Below are 12,578 nucleotides of genomic sequence, written 5' to 3'. Positions count from 1 at the left end.
AATGCATGACAACACACTAGGTGAACATATTTTAAATATTATTCAAAATCACGAAATTTTAGAGCAGAGCGATTTACAGACTTTGCTTAAAGAAAGAGGGCATAATATTCCTCAGGCTACTTTATCAAGAAAATTAAAAAAACTTAAAATTGCCAAAGTTGCTGGTGTATATAAAGTAATCGATATCAACCAGTATCAATTACCATTGATACTTAATATGCAAATTTCGGATTTTGGTTTAATAGTACTACATACCCAACCAGGACAAGCTAGCAGTCTGGCTTACTTTCTAGATCAGAAATATGTTATTTATTCATTAAATAATAGCAAAAACATAGGAATTATAGGAACTATAGCAGGTGATGATACAGTATTATTGATCATCAAAAGTAAGACTGAACTTAACAAAGTATTACAATCAATTTATGAAACATTTCCATATTTAAGTCCTGAATAAGAATGTTGTAAGTTAAAAATGTGATATAAAGGAGATAAGAGGGATTTCTTTGTTTAAATCTTTGTCTTCTTTTTTTCAATATACCTACATATCAGAATGGACAATTCATATAGAATCAGCATAGGTATTGCAAGCCCTACTTGGCTTAATACATCAGGTGGAGTTAAGATTGCAGCAATAATAAAAATTACCACTATTGCAATTCTACGTTTATTTGACAAACTTTGTGCAGTCAGTAGCCCAACTCTCACCATTAATGTGAGTATGACTGGAATTTGAAATGCAGTGCCAAATGCAAACATAAATTGGAGAACAAGGTCTAAATATTCGCTAACTGATGGCATAAACTCTATCGGTATATCGAAGGATTTACCACTGTGTTCGAAGTTGATAAAAAACTTCCAGGCTAAAGGAAATATATAGTAATAGACTACAGTAGCTCCCGTTACAAATAAAACCGGTGTTGCAATTAAGTATGGCAACAACACTGCCCTTTCACTTTTATATAACCCAGGTGCTAAGAACATATAGAATTGCCATGCAAACACAGGAAAAGAGAGCAAAAGTGCACTCATCATTGCAACTCTAAGATACACAAAAAATGCCTCTGTTAAGTCTGTGTAAATTAAAGAAAAACCTTTGCTATCTTTTGTTGCTTCTATTAAAGGTGCGAGTAAAAAACGGTATATATTTTCCTTAAAGTAATAACAAAAACCAAAAGCAACGCAAAAAAATAGAAAGCAAAAGATAACTCTTTTTCTGAGTTCCGCAAAGTGCTCATAAAATGAGGCATATTTGTTCGAGTTTTCATTCATACTTTACTATGGCTCAATAATGCTATATCTAACATTCTCAGTGAAAAAGCCCATTCGTTGTCGTACCACGCTGCAACCCTGCATATATCACCTATAACATATGTACCAGTTAAATCCACAATTGCACTATAAGGGTTATGCACAAAATCTATTGAGACTAAAGGTTCCTCGCATATAGAAAGTACATTTGACATTGGATAACCCTCTGTCATCCTAGTACCCTCTGATGTCATCCGAGTAGCTGACACTGGGATCCAGAAATTAGATTCCAGCGTCACGCGCTGGAATGACGTAGAGGAGAGAGCTGCATCCTTAAATATTTCATTGATTTCTTCAACGGTCGCTTTCTTATCAGTCGTAAATGTAAAATCAACCATAGAAACATTGCTAACCGGAACTCTGACGGCAGTGCCATCTAGCTTTCCTTTTAATTCAGGAATGACAGAACCAATTGTTTTTGCTGCCCCGGTTGTAGTTGGCACCATAGATAATCCGCAAGCTCTTGCTCTACGCAAATCTTTATGATTACCATCAAGAACATTTTGATCATTCGTGTAGGCATGTATAGTAGTCATAAAACCGCTTTTTATGCCTAAACTAGAATGTAGGACTTTCACAATCGGAGCAAGGCAATTTGTAGTGCAAGAACCTGCTGATATCACTTTATGCTCTTTTTCGAGCATATCGTTATTCACACCATAAACTATAGTGACATCAGCATCCGGAACTGGAGCAGAGACAATTACTTTCTCTGCATTGTGCCTTATTGCTTCTTCACGTTTGTTGAATGCACCAGTACATTCAAGTATTACATCAACATTCCAAGGAATATTTTCAGGGCTCCGTTCTCTATACAAAGAAAACTTTCTGCCATTTATGGATAGCCAATTTTGAGACTCATTAAAATCAATATCACCACTGAATTTGCCATGAATAGAATCATATTTAATCAAATGTGCATGCTGCTTTGCACTGAGCGATCCATTGATAGCTACAACTTCTATTTGCTCACTATACTTTTCTATTTCATAAATAGCACGCAATACGCCTCTGCCTATTCTACCAAGGCCATTAATTCCTACACGAATCGTCATCTCTTCATTCAAAAAATTTAATTATAGAGGATATCACTTGATATTTCATTCTATTCTTTTGCTTTTCTATCGATATGAACATTATAGCAAGGAGACAGGGCTAAAAAATTGCTTTACAAACTCCCCCAGCTCCCTTATCATAAAACTGAAGGTATTCAGTTATCTTCATCTGTGCAGATTAAACAGCAAGAAAACAACGTAGTTGGCGTCTTATTTTTAATTTTTTGCACTATGTGCACCTTATGTCTTCACAATATTTCTAGGTTTTTACCTACACAAGCTGAAACGCGCTTATAAGTCGTTTAAGACAGTATAGTACGCCAATTTGCAGGATTAGAGAGTGACAACTAGCTAACACGGGGTTTCTTTTGCCTTTTTTTCTGCTTAGTAAATTTCTTAAACATTCAAACTAAGGTGAGTTGCATTTAAAAGCAGCTAAATTGCAGTGTTTAAGACTTAAAAAACGCCAATGTTCTAAAATAGATATTAACCGGGGCTTCTTTTGCCTTTTTTTCGTTTGGTAAATTTCTTAATATTTATGGCTAAAGATTGCACGAATGTTGCAATTACAAAAGCGTTTCTACTAGGAGGGTGTCATCCCAGTGTCACGCACTGGGATGACAAAAAAGGGGCTACTCGGATGACAGGAGAAGGAGGCACTGGGATGACATCATAGGGGCGCTGGCCTGACAATTGTCATCCCGCTACGTGTTAGCGGGATCTAGAGATACCGCGGTGGTATAACGTAGAATTTTATAACCCAGTGTCCAATCTGGATTCCAGTTAGCGTTTTTAGTAACTAAAAAAAATACTTCCCCTTTTTAGAGAACTGCATATAATAAATTTGACATTGCAGTGCATTGTGCAAACAGAATTCCCAATACTACAGGAGGCCTTATGAATAAGAAATTTCTCTATTCACCATTGTCAATAAAAAGCATAGGAGAAAACGGTGTATTTTCTGGTTATGCTAGCGTTTTTAATATAGTTGATAAACAAAATGATCTGATATTGCCTGGGGCATTTAAGGAAAATTTAAACAGAAATAAAATAAAACTCCTTTGGCAGCATAATCCTGACGAACCTATAGGTAGTATCATGGATATTTATGAAAATGATGTTGGTCTATATATAATTGCACATTTACTTTTGGGTATTCAGAAAGCAGAAGAAGTGTATTTGATGCTCAAAACTGGGGCAATTAACGGACTTTCCATCGGCTATATACCTATAGAGTATGATGTTGATCATAAAAGCGGAGCTAGAGTGTTAAAACAAGTGGAATTATGGGAAGTTAGTTTGGTCACTTTTCCTGCAAACTTAGCTGCTCAGGTTTAAAATTTTCTGTAAATTAAAGTTAAAAAACAAGGTAATTTTATGTCAAATATTAATAATAAGGTTAATTATGAAATTAATGTTAAACAAAAATACAGTTGGTCTACTGTGTTTGCTTGGTTGTACTTAAAAACGATTGGACGAATACTACCAAAGAAATGGAACAAATGGGCGGAAAATATTCTATATTACGATAAAGCTACTGGAAGTCATACTGATGGTCTTAAAACAACAGATGAAAGTGCTCAAATTGATTTAAAACCTGGAGTTGCAGTAAAAGAGAGCCAGAGTGAAATAGTAAGTAAGGATGGAGAGGTTCAAGAAGATGAAGAATATTTAGAGAATTTTACAGTGTTGCCAGAAAGTGATAGTACTGTAGAAAAAATAGATGGCATTTTATTGGAGGTGGGTAGAATTGAAAAAGAACATGAGCACCTTGACGCTGATCTAAAGAAGCTTATGGACAAGTTCGGAGCACAGGGCATAAGTAGTACGCATGATCAGTTAATAAGTACCGTTAAAGATGGATGTAAGGGAATTCTTAATGAACAAAATTTGATTGCTCAGGAAAGTGAAGTTCTTAAAGAGAAGGTACAAAAATTTATTGATATTTTAACAAATTCAGAATCTGTACTGGATAGTACTTCTAGTGTATTATTTCAGGAAAAGGCAGAAGAAATTAGCAAGCTAGCAGGTGAATTAAAGCAAGCTCAAGAAAAAAATGCAGAATTAGAAGGCAAAGTTGGGAATTTAGATCATGAAATAGGAAGGCAGAAATCAGATATAGACAGATTGAATGATCAATTAGCTGGAATGGAGGAATTGAGAATACAATTGAAAAGCACTCAGGAATCTAAGCAACAATTAGAGAAAGAAAAGATTGATTTAGAAGGTAAATTGAAAGATTTAAGCAGTCAATTAAGCACTGCTAAAGTAGAGAAAAAGAGCTCAGAAAATGAGGTTGCTAGGTTGCAAGAACAAGTACGGACATTAGAAGAAATTAAAGAATGGGAGTTAGCTGGAATAGGTGATATCTTAAATAAAACTTCTTTGAGCGTGATGGAATTGTTAGCGCAGCAACTACCACTAGATAATCAAGAGCAACAACTACAGGGAAAAAAAGTTGACTTAATAGAAAGACTAAAGGCAGGATTAAAGAAAGAATCAGATGAAGAGTTACAAGAAACCAGAGGAAAGATTGCAGAACAAGAGAAGTTGATAGAGCAGTTACAAAAGGAACGGAAGCAAGCAGAAGATCAATCAAAAGCTGATATTAAGAAACTACAGGGAGAAAAAGAAAACATGGAAGAACAATTAAAAATAATGCAACAACAACTGTTAAATAATCAAGAACAACAAAAGTTGGAAGAAAAGTTAAAGGGTGTTGATAAAAGGTTAGAAGATATTGATGGAGAAACTAAAAAATCACAAGAACAAACAAAAGCTCACAAGCCAGATGCAGTGAGTTTGGTAAGCACAGTATCTACTGTAAAATCAACTACAGGCTCTAGTAAATCAACCCTTTCAAAATTACGAAACTTGCCCAATAAGCTTTCTAGGGATAAGGGTCTCAATAACTTTTTATCTAGGAAAAACGAGGAGTTAAAAAAAGGTTTTCCTGAATTTAAAGAAAAGCACTTTTGCCATAACGTGCTTGATGAAACCATAAAATCTCTATCAAATCAAGATGATGGCAAATTTGAAAGCAGTAAGCTGCTTGAATTATTAGAAAGTGATTTGAAACAATCCGCAAGGGAGATCATAGAAGCTAAGGTTAAAGAAGTTGTCAATAAACATTGCATTGAAAAAAATATAAAAGAACTACGAGATGGCACGTTAAAAGCCAAGTTATCACCTTCTGTTAGAAAATGCATAAAAAAATTAGAATTTAACAAACAAGAAGAAGGGGTAAATAAGATTGTAGACTCTATCTTGCACAGCTTTAATAGCAAGAATAATAATAATAACGACTCAGGAGAATTACTTAAAGAAATTGTTGTGGAAGAGCTAGTAGAAGCTAGAATGAGATTTTTTTCAGATAAGATTCAAGAGTTACAACTGACATCAAGCATAAGAGATAAATTTTTATCTACAGATCAGGGAATGTGTAATCAAACTCAAGGAGGAGTAAACGAATACCAATTAACAGAAAAAGCTAAAAAAGAACATATACCTAATTCCTCGATGAGTTACACTAATACTGCAAGCATACATTCATTGAACAGTCGGAAAGCAAGTTAGAGTAGGCTCTTAACATAAAGCACCAGCTCCTCTTTTGTTAAAGTGTAGGAGCTATCTTCCCAATGTTGTTTTAGCAACTCCAAGCTCCTACCTAAATTTTTTCCTGGCTGGTGACCTATACTTATTAAATCATCGCCAGATAAAGGAAATTTTGGAATATTGAATGTATTAGCAAATGAAATGTATTTATCAACATTTTCTCCAGACTCAACACCACAAATTTTCACTAAATCACAATATAGTTCTCTACCAAACAAAGATATGTATTTTTTTTGCTCTTTTTCTGAAAGTTCTGTTTTGATATCGTTGGATAGTAAAAATAGCAGCTTTTTCTTTTGCTTGTTCGAAAGACGTAAAAATTTGCTTACATATTCTCCAAGACTTAGCCTGTCATTTTTTTTAGTGGTCCTAAGGAGTAACGCTAATTTTACTAGCACATCAGTGCCCAAAAGAAGTGACGAAGACAAAATTTCGCATTTGACTTCTTTTGGAATAATTTTTTGTAACACATCAGATTCTTGCATGCTCTTAAGTGTTGGAAAAGGATCATTGCACTCTAGCAATTTAAATATTTCATCTCTTATTCTCTCTCCAGAGAGGTTTTGAATCATATGCGAATGCTTTTTGCATACGCTTAGTATTTCATCACTCAAATCTCCGACACATATTTTTGCATGAAAACGAAACGCTCTTAAAATACGTAGATAGTCTTCTTTAATTCTATCTTCAGCGTTGCCTATAAAGTTTAACCTTCGCGCCTTTAAGTCCTCTATACCACCAAAGTAATCATATATATGGCCATGCTTATCTGCATACAGAGCATTAAATGTAAAGTCGCGCCTTGAAGCATCCGCTTGCCAATTATTGGTAAATTCTACTTTTGCATGCCTACCATCACATTTTACATCATGCCTTAGTGTTGTGATCTCAAAAGATCTTTGATTTAGAACCGCAGTGATAGTTCCATGTTTTAAGCCAGTTGGAATAGTTTTTATATTACAGAGTTTTAGCGCTTTAATCGTTTGATTGGGAAGCAAATTAGTAGCTAAATCGATGTCGTGAACATCGCGCTGCAAAATCGAATCCCTTACGCATCCACCTACAAGCCTAGCCTCACCACCAAATTTCTCTATGACATCAATGATTAAACTAGTTTCACGGTCAACTTGCATTTAGGTTAGTACATACTGCAAGTTCATATTATATGAAATGCTTGCAAAAGCCCTATATAAAAATATATAGAGCTATGAAAATTTACTGTGCAGGTATTTGTTGTTGATGAAATGTTTTTTCTGTTCTTGATTCCTCCATACTACATCTTGGTAAACTTGAAGGGTTTTGCTCTTCAGAGCACTCTATGCGCTGCTTTATCTCACTAACGCACTGCCCTACAACATCACCAATTTTTCCATCAGCATTTTCTGCCAATAACTCATCAAATCTCTTCTCAACCTCTGCTCTCTCAGAGATATCCTTTGAAAGGTTACAATATTCTAAGATCTCGTCTAGCTGCAGTTTTTTTGCTAATAGGAAATCTTCTTGTTCTTGCTCTTGTTTAAGTTTGGTTTCCTCTTGCAGTTGTTTTGCTAAACTTTTATTTCTATCAAGCAATGGTTCGAAATGCAATCCGCCTTTGTTTATTATATGCACAATACTACTATCATCATAATCAACTTTATTGTATTCACCTGCACTTTTTGAACCTGAATTGTCTATTAATTCATGCAAAGACAGATCTTGGTTATCAACAGTCTGGTTCTCTATAACATGTAGCTTTACCTTATACTTTTCACAAAGTATTCTGCCTTCAACGTCAGGATCACCCCACCTACTGTTACGCATAATGTCTGCTGTATAATCATCTACAGTTTCACTACGGTGCTGGCCATTGTTATCATGACTATTGACAATTGCATTTGTAAACCACTTTGGTGGATTCTTTTGCGCAAATTCTTTACAATCATTTCTTAATTTTTCGATAGTAACTTGCTCTCCTGTCTGTTGTTCTAGACTTTGTCTGAACGAGTCAAAAAAGCAGCTTCCATTACCAATTGCTTGTCCTACATGGAAATTGTCAGGACTATTTAAAGAAGTTACTTCACTCTCAACATTGTAAAAATCACTTGGTAGTTTCCGTTTCTTAGCTGTAGTCATAGTTTTTACCTTAATTTAAGCTATATACCAACAAGATTGTAACTAATTAAGTATAGCAGAAATTTTTAAATTATGCAATAGTTATAATTTTACATAGCAAATATGAGCTTTAACTGCGGTATAGTTGGGTTACCAAACATAGGAAAATCAACCTTATTTAATGCGCTTACAGAGTCAAGTGCAGCCGAAGCTGCGAACTACCCTTTCTGCACAATTGAGCCAAATATAGGCAAGATTTCGATAAAAGATCAACGTTTGAAACAAATCGCAGCAATTGCAGGCTCAGAGAAGGTAATCTACAATCAATTAGAAGTTGTGGATATTGCAGGTCTGGTAAAGGGTGCGAGCAAAGGTGAAGGGCTCGGCAATAAATTTTTAAGTCATATCAGAGAAGTTGATGCTATCGTTCATCTGCTCAGGTGCTTTACGGATGACGATATCAGCCATGTACACAGTAAAATAGATCCAATATCAGATGCTGAAGTGGTAGAAATGGAATTAATCCTAGCTGATATTGATAGCATAGAAAAAAGGCTTCCTCAATTGGAAAAGAAAGCAAAGCAAGGTGATAAAGAGCTAAAGAGACAACTTGAATTAATGCAAGAGGTTTTAGCTACTTTAAAATTAGGTAAACCTGCAAGAAGTTTGGAGAATATCGATGGAGATGAGATGAAGTTGCTTCAATTGCTGACAACAAAGCCCGTTATGTACGTCTGCAATGTTGAAGATACAAATGTTATAACTGGCAATGAACTATCTAAAAAAGTGAAAAAAATGGCGGAGGAAAATAAAAGCAAATTTTATTGCATTTCAGCAAAACTCGAAGCAGATATTGCAAATCTTGATAGTGAAGAGGAAAAACAGAGTTTTTTATCAGAATTTGGCTTACAAGAATCAGGCCTTGATGGAGTAGCGCGTATTATGTATGAAGTGCTGAGTATGATAACTTTCTTTACTGTAGGGCCAAAAGAAGCACGAGCTTGGCCAGTAAAAATAGGATCAACAGCTGACAAAGCTGCAGGTGTAATCCACACTGATTTTGAGAAAGGCTTTATAAAAGCAGAGACAATAAGCTTTGCAGACTACATAAAGTATGGAAGTGAATCAGCTTGCAAAGACGCAGGAAAAATTCGCTTTGAAGGCAGAGATTACATCGTGCAAGATGGCGATATAATGCACTTTAGGTTTAATGTGTAGTAGTTACCCTTTTCGAGCTCTTCCTTCTACAGTGCATCCATTCAGGGAAGAGGTTCAAGAAACAATAGATAGAAGGTTTTGGTATCTGTTCAGGCAATGGCGTCAACTTAAGGGATGTTAAGGAGTAAAATACTACAAGAGACAGCACTTTTGTTTCTATTTTATTTCAACAAAAAAGTTTAAAATGTGTCCTTAAGTTGACGCCATTGTCTGAACAGATACCATTTTTTTAGCTACCAAGTAATATTTTAAATGTGATTATCTGTATTTATAACCATTAACAATAAATTTAAATGGTATTATGCCACCCAGGGCCGCCTGAATATTGGACAAAGTAAAGCTGATCTCAACAGCCTGATTTTTTACCTCCTTATTTTGCTCAATTGTAAGAACTACAGTAGCATTTCCAGCAAATGTAACTAGGTCCTTGGTCGATCGGTCAATAGATAATGTTATTACGTTTATGTTGGTAATTTTTCTTTTGGATGAAACAGCTTCATTATTCGTTTTTTCCTGAAAGCCTTGATGGATTTTATGTATAGAATTGTTTCTTATAAAATTTTCTTGGTACTTCGGTTCAACGGTCTTAATGGACTCGTATATTTCAATGTATTTACTTATTAAGTACCTCGCTGTGGAAGTGTATTCATCTTCCTTTTTACTGAAACTAAGCTTATGCATTGCAGAGAACTCATCTTCTGTGTGGTTCATATACTTCACAAAATTTAAATCTTTTTTAACAGGAAATAACAGGTATATGTTTAATGTTAATAAACATAAGCATACTAGGAGAAGCGATACTATTAATGCCATCCAAGATCTTTCTGCTACACAAAACAGATACCTATGGCAGTACCATTCGACTGCTTTACTGAAATAACTTTTGTTTTTTACTGATTCAAGCAATTTATCTTCCATAACACAATACTACCAGACCTAATCGGATCATTATAATAACAATAAGCTTAGATACTCTAAAAAAAACTTTAAAATATGTCTAAATTTTCCCAAATAGGATGAATGATTATATCACCTTGTTCTGCAATGAGGTAGAATTTATCGATTTTGCTCACATCTATATTTATCATTTTTACACTGAAATTTTCAGGATCATAAGTATTACTTTCTACACTTTTGTGATAATTATAATAATGTAATTTATTTTGATCATCAAAATAACCAAATTCATCAGCAAAGGTTCCCACTTTTCTACCTTTACCACTTTTGACTAGCTCAAATAGATCAATTACATGGTTTTGGGATCCAGGCTCAATAGGCCCTTCTGCAGCAAAAAATTTAGGTGCATGACCAATGTATTCCTTAAATTTTAGATTATGAGTCTTTTTTACACTACCAAAATTCACAAATTTATATTCATCTGAAATACCAGAATATTGTGGATCATACTTTTTATATTCAAAAAACTCGTTACCTAAAAAATTACAAAACGTTAATTTATAATCATCATGATTGGATTTTACGACTTTAAGGTAATGAAAATCTCTAGGAATCCTTACTTCCTCTTCCGTGATATGATTACGTACAACAAACTCACCATTTAGCATATGATAGCCAATTTTTGGCAAAGTGGCTATATTGATTGCCTTGTTTAGCTTAAAATTTGCCTCATAGATGCCACTTAATAACTCCTTTCCTTTTTCTAAGGTGACGTCCTGGTCTAAAGCTATATTCTTGATTGAACTCAATTCTTTTTGCATGTTCAGTATGGCTTTTGTCAAAACTTCTATTGATTGCCATACAGTTAATTTATTATCAGTCAAATTATATACTTCAAGTATTAAATTAACAGGATTTTATCATGAATTTATGTTAAAAGTATTATACTTTGTAAACTTATGTCATGATATTAACTACATTAGCTAAAACATGCTTTTTATCTAAGTGGAGTTGCTTAGCAACAACAAAAAGTTCATCTATTTTTTTCCACTGACTTAGCAGAATTTCAACATCATTTACCTCTCTCTTTATGCTTTCTAAAATGAAGGCCTGAATTATATATGATGCTAATTCTAGTTCGATTTCGCTATTAATTACTTTATTAATCATATTGGGATTCTTTAAATCATGAAGGAATTTATAAAAGCACTTGTATGCTTCATAAGCATCACTACTTATTGCATTTATTATCATTCCTGGCATTCCAGGAAATAAAGTAATGATTTCATCAAATATTTGATCATCAAATTTACATTGAGATGAAACAACTTGCTTTGTTTCATCATAAGTTAATGGAAGTAAATTCAGCTGAAAGCACCTACACAAGATAGTGGTTTGTATATCATATGGCTTATGGCTAATTATAAATATCTTAGAATTTTTTGGCGGCTCTTCTAATATTTTCAATATTGCGTTTTTAGCGTTATTAGTCATTGCCTCTAAGCTATCTATTATAGCTATTTTGTGTTCTGATTGAATGGGACTTAAGTGTAGAAAGTTTTTCATTTCTCTGACTTTTTCTATTCCGATAGTATCACCTTCAACAATGTGTAAGTCCAATGCTACTTCATTATAGCTTTTTATGAGTAACCAATTGGAGAAGGATTTTGCAAGTGTTGCTTTTCCTATACCTTTTTTACCACAGATCAGCCAAGACTGAACAGATAAGTTGTTCATTAATTTTTTTTTGGCCTGGTTGTGGCCTATTACTTTTTTCATTCTTTCTCCTATAGATCTTAGTTTGAAAATGCATTGTTTACTGTTTGTAATAAAATTGCACCTTCCCTTAAAACCTTAATCTTATCTTCGGTTAAGTCAATAATAGTAGATTCTATACCAGAAACTAATTCGTCATCTTCAATCACTGCAGATAAATGTTGCTTAATGGATTGTGGTATATCGTCTGCCTTACATACACTTTTTTCTCCTGAAATATTTATACTAGTTGCAACTATTGGAACTTTCAGTTTATTTAATATTGAAATTGCAATAGGATGCTTAGGGATTCTGATGCCTATACTATCTTTAAAGAATTCATTTGGCAATATGTTGTTGTTTTTAAGTGGTAAAATGTAGGTAATTGGTCCAGGAGAAAAGTGATTTACTAACCCAATATACTTTTTCTCTAGCTTTGCTATTTTTGTCAAATTGTAAATATCACTAACAAATATGGAGAGTGGCTTATTTTGAGAGCGTTTCTTTATCTGATATATTTTTCCTATAGATTCATTATTTAATGCATTACAAGCAAGAGCATACACTGTTTCTGTTGGAAAACACACTAACAAGTTGTTCTGTATTGCATTTATTATTTTAGATACCATATAG

At 34.0% G+C, this 12,578-nt stretch carries 13 protein-coding genes; 5 read left to right on the top strand and 8 right to left on the bottom strand.

The window, feature by feature from the left end; translation table 11 throughout:
* Position 1 precedes the first annotated feature (1 nt).
* Positions 2 to 457 carry an arginine repressor gene (locus tag AABM58_RS07205; protein WP_338406790.1) on the top strand — a complete coding sequence of 152 codons (456 nt, stop codon included), beginning with the start codon at positions 2 to 4 and terminating at the stop codon, positions 455 to 457.
* A 53-nt stretch (positions 458 to 510) separates the two neighbouring features.
* Here AABM58_RS07205 and tatC read toward each other — a convergent pair whose 3' ends face one another.
* Together tatC and AABM58_RS07195 are read right to left on the bottom strand one after the other, a co-directional pair.
* Positions 511 to 1,272, bottom strand: coding sequence for a twin-arginine translocase subunit TatC (gene tatC, locus AABM58_RS07200; RefSeq protein WP_338406789.1), 762 nt, complete (start codon positions 1,270 to 1,272; stop codon positions 511 to 513).
* Positions 1,269 to 2,366 (bottom strand): type I glyceraldehyde-3-phosphate dehydrogenase, encoded by a 1,098-nt coding sequence (locus tag AABM58_RS07195; RefSeq protein WP_338406788.1) that lies wholly within the window; start codon positions 2,364 to 2,366, stop codon positions 1,269 to 1,271. Before AABM58_RS07195 ends, tatC begins: the two co-directional genes overlap by 4 nt.
* A gap of 538 nt (positions 2,367 to 2,904) precedes the next feature.
* On the opposite strand from AABM58_RS07195, the gene AABM58_RS07190 reads away from it, so the two are divergent.
* The 3 genes from AABM58_RS07190 (at position 2,905) to AABM58_RS07180 (ending at position 5,942) form a co-directional block, all read left to right on the top strand.
* Entirely contained in the window at positions 2,905 to 3,042 is a 138-nt protein-coding gene (locus AABM58_RS07190; protein ID WP_338406787.1) for a hypothetical protein, read from the top strand.
* 221 nt (positions 3,043 to 3,263) lie between these two features.
* Positions 3,264 to 3,704 carry an HK97 family phage prohead protease gene (locus AABM58_RS07185; RefSeq protein ID WP_338406786.1) on the top strand — a complete coding sequence of 147 codons (441 nt, stop codon included), beginning with the start codon at positions 3,264 to 3,266 and terminating at the stop codon, positions 3,702 to 3,704.
* A 39-nt stretch (positions 3,705 to 3,743) separates the two neighbouring features.
* On the top strand, positions 3,744 to 5,942 hold the full coding sequence (locus AABM58_RS07180; RefSeq protein WP_338406785.1) for a hypothetical protein: 2,199 nt from the start codon (positions 3,744 to 3,746) through the stop codon (positions 5,940 to 5,942).
* On the opposite strand, the gene AABM58_RS07175 is transcribed toward AABM58_RS07180, so the two are convergent.
* Both AABM58_RS07175 and AABM58_RS07170 read right to left on the bottom strand, forming a co-directional pair.
* Entirely contained in the window at positions 5,939 to 7,114 is a 1,176-nt protein-coding gene (locus AABM58_RS07175; RefSeq protein WP_338406784.1) for a CCA tRNA nucleotidyltransferase, read from the bottom strand. The genes AABM58_RS07180 and AABM58_RS07175 overlap by 4 nt on opposite strands.
* A gap of 82 nt (positions 7,115 to 7,196) precedes the next feature.
* The gene (locus AABM58_RS07170) at positions 7,197 to 8,096 is read right to left on the bottom strand and encodes an OTU domain-containing protein (protein ID WP_338406783.1); all 900 of its coding nucleotides are present in this window, start codon (positions 8,094 to 8,096) and stop codon (positions 7,197 to 7,199) included.
* 102 nt (positions 8,097 to 8,198) lie between these two features.
* On the opposite strand from AABM58_RS07170, the gene ychF reads away from it, so the two are divergent.
* Positions 8,199 to 9,293: a redox-regulated ATPase YchF gene (ychF, locus tag AABM58_RS07165; protein ID WP_338406782.1), complete on the top strand. Its 1,095-nt coding sequence runs from the start codon at positions 8,199 to 8,201 to the stop codon at positions 9,291 to 9,293.
* Positions 9,294 to 9,551: 258 nt separating this feature from the next.
* On the opposite strand, the gene AABM58_RS07160 is transcribed toward ychF, so the two are convergent.
* The 4 genes from AABM58_RS07160 to AABM58_RS07145 form a co-directional block, all read right to left on the bottom strand.
* Entirely contained in the window at positions 9,552 to 10,211 is a 660-nt protein-coding gene (locus AABM58_RS07160) for a conjugal transfer protein TraJ (RefSeq protein WP_338406781.1), read from the bottom strand.
* A 68-nt stretch (positions 10,212 to 10,279) separates the two neighbouring features.
* Positions 10,280 to 11,074: a hypothetical protein gene (locus AABM58_RS07155; RefSeq protein ID WP_338406780.1), complete on the bottom strand. Its 795-nt coding sequence runs from the start codon at positions 11,072 to 11,074 to the stop codon at positions 10,280 to 10,282.
* 73 nt (positions 11,075 to 11,147) lie between these two features.
* Positions 11,148 to 11,969, bottom strand: coding sequence for an AAA family ATPase (locus tag AABM58_RS07150; protein ID WP_141457205.1), 822 nt, complete (start codon positions 11,967 to 11,969; stop codon positions 11,148 to 11,150).
* Between the two features lie 17 nt (positions 11,970 to 11,986).
* Complete coding sequence (locus tag AABM58_RS07145) at positions 11,987 to 12,574, bottom strand: L-threonylcarbamoyladenylate synthase (protein ID WP_338406779.1); 588 nt, start codon at positions 12,572 to 12,574, stop codon at positions 11,987 to 11,989.
* Between the last annotated feature and the right edge of the window lie 4 nt (positions 12,575 to 12,578).

The sequence above is a fragment of the Wolbachia endosymbiont (group A) of Longitarsus flavicornis genome, assembly GCF_963931955.1.
In the GTDB taxonomy this organism is placed as follows: domain Bacteria; phylum Pseudomonadota; class Alphaproteobacteria; order Rickettsiales; family Anaplasmataceae; genus Wolbachia.
The sequence above is the reverse complement of the archived record's forward strand: the minus strand, read 5'-3'. Positions and strand labels throughout refer to the sequence as shown.

Bases quoted from the DNA above. Each gene is read 5' to 3' on its own strand.
- AABM58_RS07205 (WP_338406790.1), top strand. From the start codon at position 2: ATGCATGACAACACACTAGGTGAACATATTTTAAATATTATTCAAAAT.
- tatC (WP_338406789.1), bottom strand. From the start codon at position 1,272: ATGAATGAAAACTCGAACAAATATGCCTCATTTTATGAGCACTTTGCG.
- AABM58_RS07195 (WP_338406788.1), bottom strand. From the start codon at position 2,366: ATGACGATTCGTGTAGGAATTAATGGCCTTGGTAGAATAGGCAGAGGC.
- AABM58_RS07190 (WP_338406787.1), top strand. From the start codon at position 2,905: ATGGCTAAAGATTGCACGAATGTTGCAATTACAAAAGCGTTTCTACTA.
- AABM58_RS07185 (WP_338406786.1), top strand. From the start codon at position 3,264: ATGAATAAGAAATTTCTCTATTCACCATTGTCAATAAAAAGCATAGGA.
- AABM58_RS07180 (WP_338406785.1), top strand. From the start codon at position 3,744: ATGTCAAATATTAATAATAAGGTTAATTATGAAATTAATGTTAAACAA.
- AABM58_RS07175 (WP_338406784.1), bottom strand. From the start codon at position 7,114: ATGCAAGTTGACCGTGAAACTAGTTTAATCATTGATGTCATAGAGAAA.
- AABM58_RS07170 (WP_338406783.1), bottom strand. From the start codon at position 8,096: ATGACTACAGCTAAGAAACGGAAACTACCAAGTGATTTTTACAATGTT.
- ychF (WP_338406782.1), top strand. From the start codon at position 8,199: ATGAGCTTTAACTGCGGTATAGTTGGGTTACCAAACATAGGAAAATCA.
- AABM58_RS07160 (WP_338406781.1), bottom strand. From the start codon at position 10,211: ATGGAAGATAAATTGCTTGAATCAGTAAAAAACAAAAGTTATTTCAGT.
- AABM58_RS07150 (WP_141457205.1), bottom strand. From the start codon at position 11,969: ATGAAAAAAGTAATAGGCCACAACCAGGCCAAAAAAAAATTAATGAAC.
- AABM58_RS07145 (WP_338406779.1), bottom strand. From the start codon at position 12,574: ATGGTATCTAAAATAATAAATGCAATACAGAACAACTTGTTAGTGTGT.